Source organism: Nitrosospira sp. Nl5 (genome assembly GCF_900102495.1).
In the GTDB taxonomy this organism is placed as follows: Bacteria; Pseudomonadota; Gammaproteobacteria; order Burkholderiales; family Nitrosomonadaceae; genus Nitrosospira.
Genome location: NZ_FMVQ01000009.1, coordinates 89,833 through 108,972, shown reverse-complemented (window position 1 = coordinate 108,972; position 19,140 = coordinate 89,833). Strand labels below are relative to the sequence as shown.

At 54.7% G+C, this 19,140-nt stretch carries 19 protein-coding genes and 1 tRNA gene; 12 read left to right on the top strand and 8 right to left on the bottom strand.

Annotation, left to right across the window (positions count from 1 at the left end; translation table 11 throughout):
• Positions 1–79: 79 nt before the first annotated feature.
• From recA to BLP45_RS10070, 6 genes are all read left to right on the top strand, one after another.
• A complete protein-coding gene (recA, locus tag BLP45_RS10095) occupies positions 80–1,099 on the top strand; it encodes a recombinase RecA (protein ID WP_090372226.1) in 1,020 nt (339 codons plus the stop codon).
• 32 nt (positions 1,100–1,131) lie between these two features.
• Positions 1,132–1,584, top strand: coding sequence for a recombination regulator RecX (gene recX, locus BLP45_RS10090; protein ID WP_090372224.1), 453 nt, complete (start codon positions 1,132–1,134; stop codon positions 1,582–1,584).
• On the top strand, positions 1,581–1,928 hold the full coding sequence (locus tag BLP45_RS10085; RefSeq protein ID WP_090372222.1) for a hypothetical protein: 348 nt from the start codon (positions 1,581–1,583) through the stop codon (positions 1,926–1,928). Before recX ends, BLP45_RS10085 begins: the two co-directional genes overlap by 4 nt.
• Positions 1,929–1,953: 25 nt before the next feature.
• Positions 1,954–4,548, top strand: a complete 2,595-nt coding sequence (gene alaS, locus BLP45_RS10080; RefSeq protein WP_090372220.1) for an alanine--tRNA ligase — start codon at positions 1,954–1,956, stop codon at positions 4,546–4,548.
• A gap of 141 nt (positions 4,549–4,689) precedes the next feature.
• Positions 4,690–5,640, top strand: coding sequence for a thioredoxin-disulfide reductase (gene trxB / locus BLP45_RS10075; RefSeq protein ID WP_090372219.1), 951 nt, complete (start codon positions 4,690–4,692; stop codon positions 5,638–5,640).
• 35 nt (positions 5,641–5,675) lie between these two features.
• Positions 5,676–6,281, top strand: coding sequence for a Smr/MutS family protein (locus BLP45_RS10070; protein ID WP_090372217.1), 606 nt, complete (start codon positions 5,676–5,678; stop codon positions 6,279–6,281).
• Positions 6,282–6,285: 4 nt separating this feature from the next.
• On the opposite strand, the gene BLP45_RS10065 is transcribed toward BLP45_RS10070, so the two are convergent.
• From BLP45_RS10065 to BLP45_RS10055, 3 genes are all read right to left on the bottom strand, one after another.
• Positions 6,286–6,681 (bottom strand): TraR/DksA family transcriptional regulator, encoded by a 396-nt coding sequence (locus BLP45_RS10065; protein ID WP_090372216.1) that lies wholly within the window; start codon positions 6,679–6,681, stop codon positions 6,286–6,288.
• Positions 6,682–6,791: 110 nt separating this feature from the next.
• Positions 6,792–7,319 (bottom strand): peroxiredoxin, encoded by a 528-nt coding sequence (locus tag BLP45_RS10060; protein ID WP_176754721.1) that lies wholly within the window; start codon positions 7,317–7,319, stop codon positions 6,792–6,794.
• 284 nt (positions 7,320–7,603) lie between these two features.
• A complete protein-coding gene (locus BLP45_RS10055) occupies positions 7,604–8,842 on the bottom strand; it encodes an MFS transporter (protein ID WP_090372214.1) in 1,239 nt (412 codons plus the stop codon).
• A 30-nt stretch (positions 8,843–8,872) separates the two neighbouring features.
• Here BLP45_RS10055 and BLP45_RS10050 point away from each other — a divergent pair.
• Positions 8,873–8,948 (top strand) — tRNA-Arg (locus BLP45_RS10050).
• Between the two features lie 834 nt (positions 8,949–9,782).
• Here BLP45_RS10050 and BLP45_RS10045 read toward each other — a convergent pair.
• The gene (locus BLP45_RS10045; RefSeq protein WP_090372212.1) at positions 9,783–10,064 is read right to left on the bottom strand and encodes a DUF768 domain-containing protein; all 282 of its coding nucleotides are present in this window, start codon (positions 10,062–10,064) and stop codon (positions 9,783–9,785) included.
• A 321-nt stretch (positions 10,065–10,385) separates the two neighbouring features.
• Here BLP45_RS10045 and BLP45_RS14415 point away from each other — a divergent pair, with 321 nt between their 5' ends.
• The 3 genes from BLP45_RS14415 (at position 10,386) to BLP45_RS10035 (ending at position 12,756) form a co-directional block, all read left to right on the top strand.
• Positions 10,386–10,538 carry a transposase gene (locus tag BLP45_RS14415; RefSeq protein ID WP_143002431.1) on the top strand — a complete coding sequence of 51 codons (153 nt, stop codon included), beginning with the start codon at positions 10,386–10,388 and terminating at the stop codon, positions 10,536–10,538.
• A gap of 512 nt (positions 10,539–11,050) precedes the next feature.
• A complete protein-coding gene (locus tag BLP45_RS10040) occupies positions 11,051–11,767 on the top strand; it encodes a class I SAM-dependent methyltransferase (protein ID WP_090372211.1) in 717 nt (238 codons plus the stop codon).
• 17 nt (positions 11,768–11,784) lie between these two features.
• Positions 11,785–12,756, top strand: a complete 972-nt coding sequence (locus tag BLP45_RS10035) for a bile acid:sodium symporter family protein (protein WP_090372209.1) — start codon at positions 11,785–11,787, stop codon at positions 12,754–12,756.
• A 113-nt stretch (positions 12,757–12,869) separates the two neighbouring features.
• Here BLP45_RS10035 and BLP45_RS10030 read toward each other — a convergent pair whose 3' ends face one another.
• From BLP45_RS10030 to BLP45_RS10015, 3 genes are all read right to left on the bottom strand, one after another.
• Positions 12,870–13,349 carry a glycine zipper 2TM domain-containing protein gene (locus BLP45_RS10030; protein ID WP_090372207.1) on the bottom strand — a complete coding sequence of 160 codons (480 nt, stop codon included), beginning with the start codon at positions 13,347–13,349 and terminating at the stop codon, positions 12,870–12,872.
• A gap of 436 nt (positions 13,350–13,785) precedes the next feature.
• Positions 13,786–15,246 (bottom strand): SEL1-like repeat protein, encoded by a 1,461-nt coding sequence (locus tag BLP45_RS10020; protein ID WP_090372203.1) that lies wholly within the window; start codon positions 15,244–15,246, stop codon positions 13,786–13,788.
• Between the two features lie 360 nt (positions 15,247–15,606).
• On the bottom strand, positions 15,607–16,086 hold the full coding sequence (locus tag BLP45_RS10015) for a hypothetical protein (protein ID WP_090372201.1): 480 nt from the start codon (positions 16,084–16,086) through the stop codon (positions 15,607–15,609).
• Between the two features lie 170 nt (positions 16,087–16,256).
• Between BLP45_RS10015 and BLP45_RS10010 the strand changes: the two genes are divergently transcribed.
• On the top strand, positions 16,257–17,018 hold the full coding sequence (locus BLP45_RS10010; RefSeq protein WP_090372295.1) for a polyamine aminopropyltransferase: 762 nt from the start codon (positions 16,257–16,259) through the stop codon (positions 17,016–17,018).
• Between the two features lie 389 nt (positions 17,019–17,407).
• Entirely contained in the window at positions 17,408–17,635 is a 228-nt protein-coding gene (locus BLP45_RS10000) for a DUF3460 family protein (RefSeq protein WP_090372197.1), read from the top strand.
• Positions 17,636–17,932: 297 nt separating this feature from the next.
• On the opposite strand, the gene BLP45_RS09995 is transcribed toward BLP45_RS10000, so the two are convergent.
• On the bottom strand, positions 17,933–19,132 hold the full coding sequence (locus BLP45_RS09995; protein ID WP_090372195.1) for an acetyl-CoA C-acyltransferase: 1,200 nt from the start codon (positions 19,130–19,132) through the stop codon (positions 17,933–17,935).
• Positions 19,133–19,140 lie beyond the last annotated feature (8 nt).

Below are 19,140 nucleotides of genomic sequence, written 5' to 3'. Positions count from 1 at the left end.
CACGTTGTCATTCTTCCTTCGCCTTCCCGCGCCGCATCACAATATGCGATAATCGGCCCCATTCTTAAAAGGAAATCCCATGGACGAAAACAGAAGCAAGGCGCTGGCGGCGGCTCTCTCCCAGATCGAGAAACAGTTCGGCAAGGGCTCGATCATGCGTTTGGGCGCCAGCGATGTTGCCAAAGACATCCAGGTGATTTCCACCGGCTCGCTGGGGCTCGATATTGCCTTGGGGGTGGGGGGGTTGCCCCGTGGACGGGTAGTGGAAATCTATGGGCCGGAGTCCTCCGGCAAGACAACCCTGACTCTGCAAGTCATTGCGGAAATGCAGAGGATGGGCGGTACTGCGGCATTCATCGACGCGGAACACGCCCTGGACCCGCAATACGCGCAAAAGATCGGCGTCAATGTGCAGGAGTTATTGATTTCTCAACCGGACAACGGCGAGCAGGCCCTGGAGATCGCCGATATGCTGGTACGCTCCGGTTCGATCGATGTGGTGGTTGTTGACTCAGTCGCGGCCTTGACGCCCCGGGCGGAGATCGAGGGCGAAATGGGCGAGCCCCAAATGGGTCTGCAAGCGAGACTGATGTCGCAGGCGTTGCGCAAGCTTACCGCCAACATCAAGCGCAGCAATACCATGGTGATTTTCATCAACCAGATACGCATGAAAATCGGCGTCATGTTCGGCAGCCCCGAAACCACCACCGGCGGCAACGCGCTGAAATTCTATGCTTCGGTGCGCCTAGACATCCGCCGGACCGGCTCGATCAAGAAGGGCGATGAGGTCATCGGCAGCGAAACGCGTGTCAAGGTGGTCAAGAACAAGGTTGCACCCCCATTCAAGCAGGCCGAATTCGATATTCTCTACGGCGAGGGGATTTCACGCGAAGGTGAAATCGTCGAGTTGGGCGTGCAACACAAGCTGATTGAAAAATCCGGCGCCTGGTACGCGTACAAGGGGGACAAAATCGGCCAGGGCAAGGACAATGCCCGAGAATATCTGAAAGAGCATCGCGATGTCGCGATGGAAATAGAGTCGAAGATCCGTGCGGCGGTGGGCGTCTCCAATCAGGTTGAAGCCGTAAACGTCGAATAATCACGGAGCATTGCCGTGGCATCGTCGCTGCAATGACATCCGGGCCGAGCCTGAAAACCCGCGCCTTGGGCTACCTCGGGCGGCGGGAACACTCCCGTCTGGAGCTGGAAAGAAAGCTCGCGCCTCATGCCGAAACGTCCGAAGATCTCTCTTCAGTGCTGGATATGCTGGAACAACGCGGTTTTCTGTCGGCCACGCGCATGGTCGAGCAGGTCATACACATGCGTAAAAACAGGTTCGGCAGTCAACGCATTGTGCATGAGTTGCGTGAAAAGGGCATCGCCGAGAATTTAATCATCGCCGCGTTGCCCAATATCAAGGAAACCGAGCAGGATGGCGCCCGCGAAGTATGGCGCAAAAAATTCGGTGCGGCACCCGCGGATGCGAAAGAGTTTGCCAGGCAAATGCGTTTCCTGCTGGGACGGGGATTTACGGCGGAAGTGATACGTCACGTGTTGCGCCGGCCTGATAAGGATGAAGCGTGAGGAATTTTTTTGCCCGGATTGTGGCGGCGGCAGTGATAGGGATCACGTTCAGTGGTTGCGGTTCCATCAACGCAACGCCTATCAGCGAGATCAACGCGTCCCCCGCAAACTTTGATGGCAAGGAGGTCTTGCTACATGGTATCGCGAAAGACCCGACGCGAATTCCGTTGTTCAGCATGAAGACCTATGTATTGAAAGACGACAGCGGGGAGATCACCATCCTGACTGAGGGCGATCTGCCCAAGGTGAATGAAGAAATGAGCGTCAGGGTAAAGGTGGCGAATATCGCGATTATCAATGGCGAATCGCTGGGAATGACGGTAACGGAAGTAGCGCGGCGTTAGCCGCCGTCCTGTAGAAGAAGCCGGTATGAAAAGCAGCGAAATAAGACAAAAATTTCTTGAATTCTTTGAGTCGCATGGCCATGTGGTCGTGGCGTCCAGTTCCCTCGTTCCCGCCGGCGATCCCACGCTGTTGTTCACCAATGCGGGCATGGTGCAGTTCAAAGACGTGTTTCTCGGCCAGGAAAAGCGGCCGTATACGCGCGCGGCAAGTTCCCAGCGCTGCGTGCGCGCGGGCGGCAAGCACAACGATCTGGAGAATGTGGGCTACACCGCGCGGCATCATACGTTCTTCGAGATGCTGGGTAATTTCAGCTTCGGCGATTACTTCAAGCGCAACGCCATCCATTTCGCATGGGAATTCCTCACGGTCATGCTGAAGATTCCGGCAGAGAAATTATGGGTAACGGTGTATGCCGAGGATGACGAAGCCGCCGACATCTGGCTGAACGAGGTAGGCATCGCCTCGTCGCGCTTCACGCGCATCGCCACAACGGACAACTTCTGGCAGATGGGCGATACCGGTCCCTGCGGCCCCTGTTCCGAAATTTTTTATGACCACGGTCCGGAGATTCCGGGCGGCCCGCCGGGGACGCCGGAAGCGGATGGCGACCGCTATGTCGAAATCTGGAACCTGGTGTTCATGCAATACAACCGCGATAGCGCCGGCACACTGCATCCATTGCCCAAGCCATCGGTGGATACGGGAATGGGGCTGGAGCGTATTTCCGCTGTCATGCAGCAGGTTCACAGCAATTACGAAATCGATCTGTTCCGGGAATTGATCAGGGCGGCGGCGCAAGCCACGAACACCGCTGACTTGTCCAGCAATTCGCTCAAGGTAATCGCTGATCACATCCGCGCCTGTTCCTTTCTCATCGTCGACGGCGTGATTCCCGGCAACGAGGGGCGGGGCTACGTCCTGCGGCGCATTATCCGCCGTGCCATTCGTCATGGCTATAAGCTGGGGCAGGACCGACCGTTCTTTTATTTGCTGGTGGATGCATTGGCGAAAGCGATGGGGCAAGCCTATCCGGAGCTGATCGAAGCCCAGGCTCGCGTCGCGGCGGTACTGAAGCAGGAGGAAGAGCGTTTTGCGGAGACGCTGGAAAATGGCATGCAGGTACTGGACGCGGCGCTGCAGCAAGGGAATGAAGACCGCATACTGGACGGCGAAACATTATTCCGCCTCTATGACACGTTCGGTTTTCCATTGGACCTTACCGCCGATATTGCGCGTGAACGCGGCATCGACATCGACAAGGCCGGTTTCGAGCATGCCATGGAGCGCCAGCGCGAGCGGGCCCGGGCCACGAGCAAGTTCACCATGCAGGACGGAATAACCTACAGCGGCCCCTCGACGGCGTTTCACGGCTACGAGAACTTGCAGTTTGAGGGTCAGGTTCTTGCGATCTACCGGCAAGGCAGCCGCGTGGATTTTATCGAGGCGGGCGACGAAGCGGTAGTCGTGCTCGATCAAACGCCGTTTTACGCGGAATCCGGCGGGCAGGTGGGCGATTGCGGCGAGCTGCTTGCCGGCAACGGTACCTTCGCCGTATCGGATACGCAAAAAATCCAGTCGGATGTGTTCGGCCACAAGGGCCTGCTGCGAAGCGGCCGACTGGTTACCGGCGACAAGGTGCTGGCGAAGGTCAACCCGGTCGCGCGTGCGCGCACCGAGCGAAACCATTCCGTCACTCACCTGATGCACAAGGCGTTGCGCGAGGTATTGGGTCCCCATGTACAGCAAAAGGGCTCGCTGGTCGATGCGGACAAGACGCGCTTTGACTTTGCGCATAACCAGCCAATGACCGACGCCGAGATTCGCAAGGTGGAGGTTTTGGTGAATGCCGAAATTCTGACCAACGCGGCGACGGGGGCGCGCATGATGTCGATAGAGAACGCAAAAAAAACCGGGGCGATGATGTTGTTCGGCGAGAAATATGGCGATGAAGTGCGTGTGCTGGACATCGGTTCCTCGCGTGAGCTATGCGGTGGCACACACGTCAAGCGTACCGGCGATATCGGGTTATTCAAGATTGTCGCCGAGAGCGGGGTGGCCGCAGGGGTGCGGCGCATCGAAGCAGTGACAGGCGAGCGTGCATTGGCTTACATCCAGCAGCAGGAATCGCAGTTGCAGCAAGTGGCGAGCGCGGTCAAGGCGCAGCCGCAGGAAGCCGCCACCCGTATTGCGCAAATTCTCGATAACGTGAAGCACTTGGAAAGAGAGCTTGCACGCATGAAGTCAAAACTTGCCGGTTCGCAAGGCGATGATCTCGCCGCGCAAGTAAAGCAGATAAAAGGCGCAAAAGTTCTCGCGGTTTGCCTTGACGACGCGGATTCCAGAATCCTGCGTGAAACGCTGGATAAGCTCAAGGACAAATTGAAATCCTGCGTGGTCGTGCTGGGTGCGATAGAAGCTGGAAGGGTCAAGCTGATCGCGGGAGTGAGCGCGGACCTGGCCACGAAAGTGAAGGCGGGCGAACTGGTTAATTTTGTTGCCTTGCAGGTCGGGGGCAAGGGCGGCGGGCGCCCCGACATGGCCCAGGCAGGCGGAACCCAGCCCGATAATCTGCCGATGGCGCTGGAGAGCGTGGCTGGCTGGGTAGAACAGCGCCTATAAGAAGTCTCCGAAAACTTCATTGCTATATTTTTTGCTCCCCGGCTGCTCGCTGCGATGAGTTGCGTGAACTTGGGCCTGGAATTTTAGAGGTACGTTGTAATGAACCTGTTTTTTTGAATAATAAACCCCATATATTAAATCATGACAAGCAAGCACTCCCGCCTTCTCATCCTCGGTTCCGGTCCTGCCGGTTATAGCGCCGCGGTTTATGCTGCCCGCGCCAATCTCAAGCCTGTGCTTGTTACAGGCATGGCGCAGGGTGGCCAGCTCATGACCACCACCGATGTCGATAATTGGCCGGCCGATGCAATGGGCGTGCAAGGTCCGGAATTGATGGAACGCTTTCAGAAACATGCGGAACGCTTTAACACCGAAATCATTTTCGATCATATTCACACCGCCAAGCTCAGGGATAAACCGATCACGCTGATCGGCGATCAAGGCACGTACACCTGCGATGCCCTGATTATCGCCACCGGCGCCTCCGCGCAATACCTGGGGCTTCCTTCCGAGGAGGCGTTCATGGGCAGGGGCGTATCCGGCTGCGCCACTTGCGACGGTTTTTTCTACAAGGGGCAGGATGTGGCAGTGGTGGGGGGCGGCAACACGGCGGTGGAAGAGGCGCTTTATCTTTCCAATATCGCACGGAATGTGACCGTTGTGCACCGCCGCGACAAATTCCGTTCGGAAAAAATCCTGATCGATAAATTGATGGACAAGGTGAAAACCGGTAATGTCAAACTGGAACTCAACCATGTGCTGGATGAAGTGCTGGGAGATAATTCCGGCGTCACCGGGATGCGCATCAAAAATGCCGAGGACAGTTCAACCAGGAACTTGAGTTTGCAAGGCATATTCATCGCCATTGGTCACAAGCCCAACACCGATATTTTCCAGGGGCAGCTGGAAATGAAAAACGGATATATCGTGACCCGGAGCGGGAACGAGGGTAACGCTACCGCAACCAGCATCCCCGGCGTATTCGCGGCGGGAGACGTGCAGGATCATGTGTATCGCCAGGCGGTGACCAGTGCGGGAACCGGCTGTATGGCGGCGCTGGATGCGGAAAAATATCTCGATGTTTCGAATTGAGCGGCAATTGCGCAGCCGCAGCTTGAGCAGCTTATATGAAACAGCGGGACAAAAAGTCTGCAACCGGCTCTGGAACTAACGATGCGGCCACCCCCGAGATCGGTGATGACGATACCGCCTTGTTTCTCGACGCGGTGCGGGGCGTAGCGCCGCTGCCCGCGTCCGACAAGATCCCCCATACCCGCAAACAGCCCTTGCCCATACCGCGCCAGGTTCCCCCTGACCAACAAACTGCGCCGGGCGACTCGCTTTCCGATCATGTTCCACTGGAGATGGAAGCGGGAGACGAATGGTCATTTCTCCGCCCCGGCGTTTCGCGTCAGACTTTGCGGCGTTTGCGACGCGGCTATTGGGGGATTCAAGCGCAGCTCGACCTGCATGGGCTCACCCGCGACGAGGCGCGCATGGAGTTGGTGGCATTTCTCAATACCAGTCATACGCGGGGCCTCCGTTGCGTGCGGGTGATACACGGCAAGGGGCTCAGCTCAAAGTCTCACGAGCCGGTGTTGAAGGCCAGGATCGGAAGCTGGCTCTCGCAGCGCGATGACGTGCTGGCCTTCTGCCAGGCCAGACCGAAAGATGGCGGCAGCGGCGCCGTGCTGGTGCTGCTCAAGATATCTGCGCCGGCAACCGCAACATGACACTTTACAAGGTAGGGTTTGGTTCGTGGGAATAAGTCTTCTCATGCAGACTCTGGCAGCGCACACACCGTCGGGCAGTCGGATAAGCCATCAGCCGGTCAAAGCCGATTTCATTGCCGCAATCGATACAGTCGCCGAAATCCAGTTCCGCCAGGCGCTTTAGCGAAGCTTCCACCTCGCGCATCTCATTCACCTGCCGGTCCGCGATAGCCGCATCCAAATCCAGGAGCATATCGGCTACCGAATCATCGCCAACGTCACCCACGCTCCCCGCCAGGTCCACATAACGCTGGTCATTGGAACGCTCCAGTTCGCTACGCACTTCTTCCCGCAATTCCAGGTAACGTTGTTGCAGCGCTGCTTTAATTTGCGCCAGTTGGTCTTCGGTCAGTTTTGACATGAGGATATCTCTCCATTAGTATGCCGGCTGTTTTTTAGCGAAGGTACAGTGGATGGACTTGCAGGCTTTTGATGCATCAAAAATTCGTTAACCCATCATGCAGTGGCTCGTTATAAACCCTTCAGTTTCTTTAAATCCTCGATGACATCAGCAGAGTTGCGCGAGGTGCTGGCCGACAAATAAATTTTGGCAACCCTGCCTTCCGGGTCAATGAGGAAAGTATTGCGCTTGGCCAGGCTACCGTCGCCCCGGAGAGAATCGTAGCGCGCGGCCATTTCGCCCTTGCTGTCTGCCAGGAGCGGGAACGGAAGAGCATATTTCTTGGCAAAGCTCGCATGGCTGGCGGTATCGTCCACGCTTACGCCGACCACTTGCACTCCAAGATCTGTCAACTGGTGGATATCATCACGGAATTTACACGCCTGCTCGGTGCAGCCAGGCGTATCGTCCTTGACGTAGAAATACAATGCCAGCCACTTGCCACGAAAATCCGCCAGCGTACGCGTTTTACCGTCCTGGTCAGGAAGACTGAAATCGGGGGCGGGTTGGCCTACCTTGAGCGGCTCGGCACGTGCAGCTTGACTCCCGAAAAACAAACCCATCGCCATCAATATTGCGACTAATGCAGGTGATTTCATAAATATGCCCCTATAGTAGATACTCTGTTCGCTGTTAACGATATTTTTGGTTTTTTTCTTTATGCAGGTACATTCCCCTGCACCTGCTTCCCCCTTTACCCTGTCATTCCCGCGAAAGCGGGAATCCATGGGTTTTCGGTTGTCCGAATTCCCCCACAGCAGGATGACGGGCTGTTCCAGTCCGCGTCTGGATTCCCGCTTTCGCGGGAATGACGAAGCTTTGTTAGGATGGGTGGAGCGTACCGTAACCCATCAATCCTCCGTCTCACTAATCCTACATCCTTTTATCCATCAGCCACATCCAGTTTTCTAACCGGCCAAGCCCACGTCCGCAACAACAGCGCCGCAACAGCCGCCAATCCACCGGCGAAAAAGAATGCCATTGGCGCGCCATGAAATTGCCAGATGGAGCCGAACAGCAATCCTGCTGGAATCGCCGCAATGCCCACCATCAGGTGATACCAGCCGAAAGCAGTCCCGCGTTCGCGAGGCTCTGCATGATCACTGATAATTGCGCGTTCGGCGCCTTCGCTCATGCCCGCGCAAAGGCCATAAAAAATGCTCACAGCCCACAGCCCCGCGCTATCTCCAACGATGCCGAAAAGCAGGAACGAGATCGAAAACGTTGTCCATCCGATCAACATCAATGCGCCGCGTCCCATGCTATCGGCCAGTTGGCCGCCCCAGGTGGAGGTGCACGCCTTGCACAGATTCAATGCTGACCACAGCAACAACAATTCGACTATGCCCACGCCTAATTGGTGCCCAAGCAGCAGAATAAAAGTTTCCGAAGCGCGGGCGAATGTGAACAGCATCAGCACCAGGAGATAACGCCGCATCGGCAAGGATAACACCGACCAGCGCAAGGGTGGCAGCACTATGGGAAGATGAGCGCTGGCCGGAACAACAGCTTTTTCTTCCTTGACACCGGCGCCCAATAGCAGCACCGAGACAAAACCGGGAACCGCCGACCACAGAATCACCTCGGTAAGGCTCAAGCCCGACCATGCCAGCGCAGCTGCCGCGGCGAGACTCCCCGCCACCGCGCCGCCGTTATCCATTGCCCGGTGAAAGCCAAAGGCGTAGCCGCGCATCGGGGCAGGCGTTGCATCCGCCACCAGCGCATCGCGCGGCGCGCTACGCAAGCCCTTGCCAATGCGGTCAATGCTGCGCAGCATCAGGATCACCGGCCAGGAACCAGCCAGTCCCAGCAATGGCCGGGCAATGTTGGAGAGCGTATAGCCTGCCACCGCCAAGCCCTTGCGCCGGCCGCGCATGATATCGGAATGCCGCCCCGACCAGAGCTTGATCAAACTCGCCACCGCGTCGGCAACGCCCTCGATGATACCCAGGGCAACCGGCCCTGCGGCCAGCACCGTCGCCAGCAATATGGGAATGAGCGGTATGACAATGTCGGAGGCGAAATCGTTGAAGAAACTGACCAGGCCGAGAATGACTACAGTGCGTGGTAATTTGCCGTGGACGGCGGAATTTCCGGCAGGGGCTGCGGCTGGTTTATTCATACCGCGATATTAGCGTAAAATGCAACCATCGCCCTGGTAGCTCAGTGGATAGAGCGACCCCCTCCTAAGGGGTAGGTCACACGTTCGATTCGTGTTCAGGGCGCCATGAATTCAGTGGGTTACAGTGATATCCGTAAACCAGAATTCTGTTGGGGTTACACAGGGGTTTACGTCATATGCTAGAAAACCCTAAATCTCCCGTTTCCAATAGCTCGTCGGCACTTTCTGAAGGCCAAGCAGGGTGCAAAGCTTAGCCATTATCGGCAAAAGCCTTAATCACAAAAACCAAAATACACCGCGATTTATGCCCTTCTGAATTCAGACAGTGTGCGGGATAGTGTTCACACAGCGACAACTGCAATGATGGCAGCTGGTTTAGGCGGAAGCGAAACAACGTTCTTAACAAACGTAAAAAAGACAGGCAAACATTAATTGACGGAAAGGAGGACTGGAACGATAAAATCACTTTACTGAACAATTGAATCTGATCTGACAACTGCACCAGTCAAATCGGGAACTGTCCGATGGGATCGCAACTACTACAGATTAAATGTTCTCGTGGCCATGAAACCACTGCTATCCTGCAAGAGCAAAAATTTGAGATTTTGTTTGATATTGGCGCTCATGCGATCCTGGATGGATACTACCGCGAGGCGGTTTCATCCTTCACCTCAAGTCTTGAGTTCACTTCCTAGACAATCGCGAGCTGAGCGAGAAGGAAGGACATGCTCAGTGGATTTTCTTAGGCCATTTCTCGAACTCATCTATATTTATGAATACAGCTGACTAGCGCCTATGCTTTACGGATGCGAAAAACTACAGGCTTGTCTCCAGGAAGATCCTTGAGAACAAATGACAGCCCTCTTTTGATTATGGATATGTCACGAGCAGCTGACAAGCAACCAACGTGATGCCGCCCTGAAGACCAACCATGCGAGGCTCAGTCGCCATCTTCATTCTCCCGCGCAAGTTGCGACTTGAGATGATAGGCATCGATGTCAAAGTCTCTGCTGTCCGAGACCGCGGCCAGTACCAGGGGCGTAACGCGCTCCCGCTCCTCCTCGGTCTCGAAGTTTGTGAAGTTGGCCGCAGCTGCCTCGGCGAACAGTTTCTCCGACAGCCGCTTTGCCTTTACTTCATGACTCTCTATGTCGGAATTGGCGCCGGGAGGGATGTTTTCCTCGATCCATGTCTTGGCCCACATCAGGAAGCGATTGCTCATGACTCCCCACCCCCATCTTCTGCGTTGAGTTCGGCGCCGGTCGCCCCTCATGGGAGCATTTTACCCATGATAAAATAGGTTATCAACTGTAAAAATCCACGTAAACTCGTCCTCATTTTTATCTTAAGTGAGTTCTTGCTGGGAAAACACGGATATTAGCTTGAGGAGGAAGGTTAATCATGCCTGATCGAAGTAAAGCTCAATAAGCTCTTATTTTTTCAGGTACTTTATGAGATCCTTTCTTTTTTAGGCTCAGGACTCATTAATTTCATGATTCACGAATAGGATCAAATGTGATTCACTTATGGCGGAGGTGCTGCCATGAGGGATTTGTTTTACCTGTCGGAAACACAGTTCAACCGTATAAAACCTTATTTTCCCTTGTCCCACTGGGTTGCCCGTGTTGACGATCTGCGGGTGATCAGCGGGATCATCTACGTCATTGAATTTCCTGAGCTACGGCTGCAGGAATAGAAGAACGCCCTTCCTGCTAAAGCACATTTATCGTTTTGTCCTGACCGGCTGGAAGTGCGATTAGTCTACAGCCGGCCAAGCCCGAAATAATCAATAACATGACTACAAAATTTTCACATCCATTTTTCATCCCATTAAGGTAGGGGCTCGATAATGCATTCCTGAAAATCATCAGTTGCTGTTCGCAACGCGGCAAGGGCACCGCAAGCTGTTGCTTATCCCTAAACTTGTATTAAACTGATGAGTATCAGGCGCTCGGTAGCGTTATTACTGCCGATTCAACACGCGAGGGTTTTATGGCTGCTGCACAATACAAGTAGAATTTTCGGCATTATTTCGCCCTCGCAAAAGCCGAGCTAGCTCCAGGCTACATTTTCCTTCCATTTCCAGTTGCGATTAGGTGGGGCGATACAAACGCTGACCATCGTTTTAGCTGGACTTCTAAAAGAATAGTTTTGCGCGCTCTTCCATAAATTATTGTAAAGCGATACCGACATTTTTACCCGGCAGTTATGACTTTCCCCGACCCTACTACCATTTTTACCCGCTCCTGGTCTCTCTACGACTTACTCACCGAATACAACTACATGTATCACCGGGAGATCTATGCTGGCATTGAGGATTTGCTGAGGCTGCGCGATGATCAGGGTCAATATCACCTGCTGGATCTGGGTTGTGGCAATGCGCGCTATCTGGCACCCTGCCTGAGGCGCCTGCCCCCCGCGACATACGAAGGCGTGGATTTGTCCGAGGCTGCGCTGGCAGAGGCGCGTGAGTATTTGGCGGAATTGCCCAGTCAGGTCACTTTAACCCTCGGCGATCTTTTGAAGGCGGTGGAGTCCACGGGCAAAACCTGGGATGTCCTCTTTACGGGATTTGCAATTCATCATCTGATGCCGGACGATAAGAAGCGCTTTTTCCGTGCGGCGGGGCGGTGCCTTTCGGACAAGGGCTGGCTGATTCTGGTGGATGTGCTGCGCGAGGAAAACCAGGACCGGGAAAACTATCTGGACGGCTATCTGAAGTTCATGCGCGAGACATGGACGAAGGTGCCACAGGATCAGTTGGAGGAGGCCTGTGCCCATGTCCGCGACCACGATTATCCCGAGAGCCTCTCCACGCTGCGGGAGATGGCCAGCGAAACGGGCCTGAACTCAATCCGGTTGATAAGCCGGTTTGCCCAGCATCACACGCTTCTGTTCTCACGTTCTGCTTTGGCAAAGGGCTGAGGCCGGTCCCCGCTGCCATGTTGCACAAATTGGCCCTCCTGTTCCCGCTTTGGATGATTCTCTCCGGGGCAATTGCCTTGTACTGGCCGCAGTGGCTGATGGCCATGAATCAGGGTCCATTGATGGTGCTGCTCTTGGCTTTCATCATGTTATGCATGGGGCTGACACTGACCTTCGAGGATTTTCGCAGGATCGCCCGCAAGCCGAGGGAGGTAGCGATCGGTTTTGTGGCCCAGTACTCGATTATGCCTCTGACAGCATGGGGAGTGGCTTATGCGCTGAACCTGCCGCCCTACTTTGCTCTGGGCCTGATCCTGGTTGGCTGTTGTCCAGGCGGGACGGCTTCAAATCTGGTGACCTATATCGCGGGCGCGGATGTCGCGCTTTCGGTGGTAATGACGGTCTGCTCCACGCTGGCGGCAGTCGTTTTCACACCATTGCTGACCCAATTTCTTGCGGGGGCCCTGGTTCCCGTGGATGCCTGGTTACTGTTCAAGCAAACCCTGCAAGTCGTCATCATTCCGGTTATTCTTGGCGTCATGCTCAACCGCTGGGCGCCGCGCCTGGTTATGCGCGTGATGCCGGTGGCGCCCCTGTTGTCGGTAATGGGGGTTTGCTTCATCTGTGCCGTGGTGTTTGCCGCCAATGCGGATGCGATCCTGAGCCATGGCTTTCAACTGATTCTTGCCACGATGCTGCTGCATGGAATCGGTTTCCTGATCGGTTATAGCTTCGCCAGGATCCGTGGTTGCCAGAGCCAGAGTGCTCGCACCATTTCCATCGAGGTCGGCATGCAGAACTCCGGGCTTGCAATCGTGTTGGCCAAACAGGCCTTTCCATTGCTGCCGCTGACACCCGTGGTAGGCGCGGTTTCAGCGGTGGTGCACTCTTTGCTCGGAAGCCTGCTGGCAGTGCTGTGGCGTGCACAACCCTCCAGGCTCGACAAACTGACCAAGCTTCCGGTAGCGGGTTCTCAGTACGAAAATTAGGTTCGGGGCGTACTCTCCCTATCCAGCAGTTACTTGCGTTCACCCGTTGAATTCGTATTCGGCGCCGTCGGAGGAACTACTGCAGATTATGGCCGATAGCAAACAAATGACGTTCATCCCGGCTCTTTACAACTCCTCACATCCTCAGTCACTGTTTTTCCGTTTTTGAGCACAATGGTTTGCCTGATCATCTTGCAGTCCCGATCCCGTTGCGCTGCTTGTGTCGATGGAACCACTTCAGCCTTGCCCTTCACGCCAGTATCAGGATTGCTGAAGGTCTGTGTCTCGCCGGTCTCGAACGCCGCTTGTGATGTCTGGGCCATTTTTTGTTTATCGTCCTCCCCAAGATAGCCGCCGATGTGGGAACCCACATAGTAGCCTGCGACACCCCCGGCGACAGCGCCGATGATGCGGCCCGCCGTGCCTCCCCCGAGAGAACTGCCAAGATAGCTTCCGCCAATGGAGCCCGCAACGCTGCCGAGAATCCCGCCGAACCGTCTCGTTTCCGTTGATTGGCAAGCCGGCAGGAGCATGACTAGCCCGATAATTGTCAACCGCTTGATCCATACGTTAGAGATTGATGCCTGGTCCATGATATTTTCCTCCAAAGTCCTCTTAAACCGAGATGCTCCACTGATCCAGCTCAACTGATTCGGAATGCGCTCCAGGCGAGCTCGCGCGTGATCCTATTTCCCACAATTACGAAGCCTACTGAGTTATATTAACGAAAACCTGTCTGCTCGGGATGACATATTTGACAACTATCTGTTCTGAAGGTTAAATTCCCCTTCCGAAGCATGTTGTTTCCCTGACTTGATGAGAAGAGCCGCAATGAAAATAAAGAGAATAATTTGTGTGGGCATGTTATTGGCTGTGATTCCAATGCTCTCTGGCTGCTGGTATCTGGTTGCCGGAGGAGCTGGCGCCTACGGCGGATACAAGATGAAAGAGAAAGGCTATACCTTACGAAACCCTGTTGCCAAGGAGAAGAGTAGTACACAATCGCCCACTAAATAATCAATATAGAATTTATTTTTGGTGAGTCTGCTTCCACGCGTTTGCTTGTTGCTGCGCTTCGGCAATTTGCTCCGGCGTCATGAGTTTTTCCATCAACTCGCTGTTCGTTTTCGCATCCTCATATCCTACCGCGCTGGCAATGTTGAACCACTTTTCCGCTTCGACGAAATCCTGCTTCACGCCATTGCCTTTGTAGTACAGCACACCAAGATTTGTTTGCGCCCCCGGATGACCCTGCTCGGCGGCCTTGAGGTACCAGGCCAGGGCTTGCTGGTAATCCTGCGCCACACCCTGGCCGTTGTCATACTTCACGCCCAGGCTGTATTGGGCTCGGGCGTATCCCTGTTCGGCGGCCTTGAGATACCAGGCCAGGGCCGCCTGCTCGTCCTTGTTAATGCCTCGTCCGTCGTCGTATCGCACGCCTAGGTTGTACTGGGCATCCGCATCCCCTTGCTCGGCCGCCTTGCTATACCAGGTAACGGCCTTATGGTCGTCCTGCTGAACTCCCCTGCCCGTGGCATACATGACGCCAAGATTGAATTGGGCGGGTGCATGACCCTGCTCGGCCGCGCTGCGGTACCAGGATAAGGCCTCCCCCTCATCCTGCGGAACACCCCGCCCTCTGGCATACGCGACACCGAGCTTGAATTGTGCTCTTGGATTTCCCTGCTCAGCGGCTTTGAAATACCAGGATGCGGCCTGCTGATCGTCCTGAGGGACGCTTTGCCCCTTGGCATACGCCAGTCCGAGATTGTATTGCGCATCCGCATTTCCCTGCTCGGCGGCTTTGGCATACCAGGAGGTGGCCTCCTGATCGTTCTGTGCAACCCCCCGGCCTTTCGCATACAGGACGCCAAGCGCGTATTGCGCGTCGGCATATCCCTGCTCAGCCGCTTTAAGATACCAGGATGCGGCTTGCTGATCGTCCTGCGGAACTCCCTGACCCTTGAGATACATGAAACCCAAAATGGATTGCGCGGGAGCGTGCCCCTGCTCCGCGGCCTTGAGATACCAGGACATGGCCTGTTGATAATCCTGCGGAACCCCCTGGCCTTTGGCGTACATGACGCCCAGATTGTACAGTGCGACCGGATAATCTTTTTCCGCGGCTTTGAGATACCAGGACATGGCTTGCTGATAATCCTGCGTGACCCCCTGGCCCTTGAGGTGCATGAAGCCGAGAATGGACTGCGCCTGAGCATCTCCCTGCTCCGCCGCCTTGCGATACCAGACCACCGCCTGCTGGTAGTCCTGTGGAACGCCGCGGCCTTTGGCGTACATGACGCCCAGATTGAATTGCGCATCCGCATTTCCCTGCTCAGCGGCTTTTCTGAAAGATTCCACCGCTCTGGTGTAATCCTTGCTGAGGACAAACTTCATTCCATCCTCAAAGTCTCCGGCAAAGCCTTGAGTAGCCAGCAATACCGACGCCAGTCCTGCTATCGCAATTCGCGGGATCGATAACCGCGTCATTTAATCACCATTATTCTTCCAACCGCTACGCTGGTTGTTTTTTTCTGTGTTGCGAAACGCCCTAACTTCAATTTGAGAAATCCGATAAATGTGCCGTTAATATTAAATGCCGCGATTCCATCGCGGACAACAAGCGAAAATTATCATGCCGTGCATCAAGCCGATACTTTTATTTCTTCGAGGATAACGTGAAATGGCGTTGCCCGGCCCTGCTGGATGGGACGCGGCACAAGTGAATATCAGGGGCCTATCAACAACGGAGCAATGGAATGAAATCCATGATGTTGAAGATTTTATTACCTCGAAACGCTCGGCGCGTGATTTGCATGCGACGCTCCCCCCAACCACTGATTTGTGGCGTTAGGAGCCGTTTGGAGGCGAGCAGGCTTTCAGTTTCTCCCACGCTATGTCGCCCTGGTGTTTCTTTCCGTTGAGGGTGGCGAATACCGTTTCATTGTCCGTTCTTTTTATCATTAGAACGAATGAATAATCGGGGTTCGCATCGGCCTTCTGCTTATATGCTTGAACCTTGGGTGCCGGTGGCCCATAGCTGACCACCGCATCAGGATTCAAGGGTGAGTTGCGTGCATACGTGCCTGGTAACGAGGTAAACGGATATGCATAAATTTCCGTTGCCTGGATGTCCGGATATTGCCGCACATCGTATCCCAGTTCCCTGATTAGCCAGCGGCTGTCCGATTGCAATTTGGTCACGACGCAGCGTGCGAGAGCGGAATGCTCTCCCGTGAACTTTGCTCCATGAGTTTGCATTTTTTCTTTTATACCGAGACCTGAACACGCTGACAATAGCAGAGCTAAAATCACAATCAATTTATACATGGTTTAGCCTTCAATCACGGTTTTGGTGCTTGCAGAATGAGAATCAACGGCAATGCGTCGGTTCGTTATTTTCGTGGATCATTATGGCGCGTCCAATTGTAGCCAGTGGTAAGCTTTATGGTAGCCGAATTGCAGATTGCGCAGGCATAATCTTTAACGAACTGGGTTCCATGTCCGGATTTTCAAAATGGCGTACCCGTACCCGGGGCGAATCAGGCATTCAATTGAGCGAGCAGGGCGGAGTGCGCGTGCTCCATATTGGCAATAGCATGGTGCAAAGCGCCATGAGGCTGACGGCGCCCAATGATCTGGAGTTGACCTATACCCAATGCATGATGGGTTTCATGCTGTTTCACTCACACCCCGAAAACATTCTGATGATCGGTCTGGGGGGAGGATCGCTGGCTAAATTCGTCTATCATCGGCTGCCGCTGACAAAAACTACCGTGATTGAAATCAATCCGCAGGTCGTTACGACGGCGCGCAACTATTTTTTTGTGCCAGCCGACGGTGAACGACTGCAAGTGATAATCGCGGAGGGCGAAGATTATATCGTCAACAATCTCGCCAGCGCAGATGTGCTGATGATTGACGGCTTTGACGGCAACTGCCAGGTACCTTCGCTTTGCAGTCAGGATTTTTACAATCGTGCCCGCGAGACATTGAGAAAAAAGGGCATGCTGGTGGTGAATCTGCTCAGCAGAGACAAGGGGCTACAGGAATATCTGAGACGAATTGAGAACAGCTTTGACGGCCACGTTATGACGATGCCGGCGGAGGCGCGCGGGAACCTCGTCGCTTTCGCTTTCAAGCATAATCCCGGCCGGCCGGACTGGGAGGAATTAAGGGAGCGCGCAAAAAAACTCGAAGCCGAATTTTCCCTGCCATTTCCGGAGTACGTTAAGAAATTGCGCAGGGGAAAGGCCTTGTAATGATGTTTTCCTGGGTTTTTTGCTGGATAGGGTGGAATGAGCGCAACCCATCATGCGGTTCGTTGTTTTGATGGGTTACGCTTCGCTTTACCCATCCTACATAAGCACTTACGCTTCATCCATCCGCTTCGTCATTCCCGCGAAGGCAGGAATCCAGACGCTGACTGGAACAGGCCGTCATTCCGCGGTGGGTGAATTCGGGCAACCGAAACCCCATGGATTCCCGCTTTCGCGGGAATGACAGGGCAAAGAGGAAGCAGGTGTAGGGCCATGTGCCTGCATAAAGAAAAAAATCAAAAATATCGTTGACAGCGAACAGAGTATCTACATAAGCTGATACAGTTATGAAGTAAAGGTCCACAGACAAGAGCAAAGAGGGAAATCAGACTATGAAGCTGTACGAATCCGATCACACCAAATTCATGCGTGAGTTGTTCGAGAAAAACCCGCAACTCGCGGAGGATCAGAAAGAAGCGCGCGCCATCTGGTGGGATAAGAAACTGGACAGGGAAGAACGCAAGCGTTTCCTGGAATCGAATGTCCCGCAGAAAGGCTATGTTTATTTCGGACAAAATAACGGAAATAAAAAGGAGCCGGACTGGGGAGGGCCAGACTGAGAACGTGGAATTTCCGGCCTTTCACGAAAAGATATACGTCGGCAAGAGTTGGTGTAGTGAGTCAGAGATATCATTACTTAAAAATGACTGGATTGCCGCCATACTGCGTTGCTCATCGTTGCATAGGAATAACTATGCGCCTCCTCGCGCCTTGTCTGACGCCAATCTAGTCATTTTTAACATTCCTTCCCGGTTTATTCATTCGAATCGGTTATGTAACGATATCTCTGACTCACTACACTAGCTCTTCCTGTGTTGCATGACTTTTTCCTTGCTGCAACCTCTGGCTGCATTAAATCATAAGGCTTCAAACACCCCTGCGGCACCCATCCCGGTGCCAACGCACATCGTCACCATCCCGTATTTCTGATTATGCCGCCTTAGTCCATGCAACAGGGTGGCGACACGGATGGCGCCTGTCGCGCCGAGGGGATGCCCCAGCGCGATCGCTCCTCCCAGCGGATTCACCCTGGCGCGATCCAACCGCAGGTCGTTGATAACCGCAAGGCTCTGGGCTGCAAAGGCTTCATTCAATTCGATCCAGTCGAGGTCGTCCTGCTTCAAGCCAACCTGGTCCAGTGCTTTCGGTATTGCCTTGATCGGGCCAATGCCCATTATTTCGGGCGGTACACCGGCTACCGAAAATCCCAGGAAGCGGCCGATAGGAGTGAGATTGAAGCGCTTTAATGCCGCTTCGCTTGCTACGATCACCGCGCCTGCTCCGTCGGACATCTGTGAGCTGTTGCCAGCCGTTACCGAGCCGTTGGCCGCAAACGCCGGTTTCAGTGTGGCAAGCGTTTGCGGGTTGGTCCCCGGGCGCGGCCCTTCGTCGGTTTCCCTGAGGACAGCCACGTTGCGGATTTCGTGCGAGGCCAGATCGGGGCGTCTTTCTTCCACGGGGTAGGGTACGATTTCCTGCTTGAATTCTCCCGTTTCGATCGCTTTGAGCGCTTTCGCGTGGCTCGCCACTGCAAACTCATCCTGTGCTTCGCGGCTAACCTGCCACCGGTGTGCGACCTTTTCTCCGGTTATCCCCATGCCGTAGGCGATTGCAACGTTCTCATTCCGCGCAAATATTGCCGGATCCAAAGACATCTTGTTACCCGTCATCGGCACCATGCTCATGCTCTCGGTGCCGGCGCCGATTATCACGTCGGCGTTGCCCAGGCGTATGCGGTCGGCGGCGAGCGCCACCGCCTGCAATCCGGAGGCGCAGAAGCGGTTGATCGTCATGCCCGGTACATTATCGGGGAGCCCTGCCAGCAAGAGTCCGATACGTGCAACGTTCATTCCCTGTTCCGCTTCCGGCATGGCGCAGCCGACGATTACATCATCAATGGCGGCTGGGTCGAGTCCTTCGCATTGTCCCATCGCGGCTTTCAATACATGCGCCAGCATGTCATCGGGCCGCACCGTTTTGAACATTCCGCGAGGCGCTTTTCCTACCGGCGTACGTACGGCAGCGACAATATAAGCATCCTGAGTTTGTTTGGCCATGGAATTTC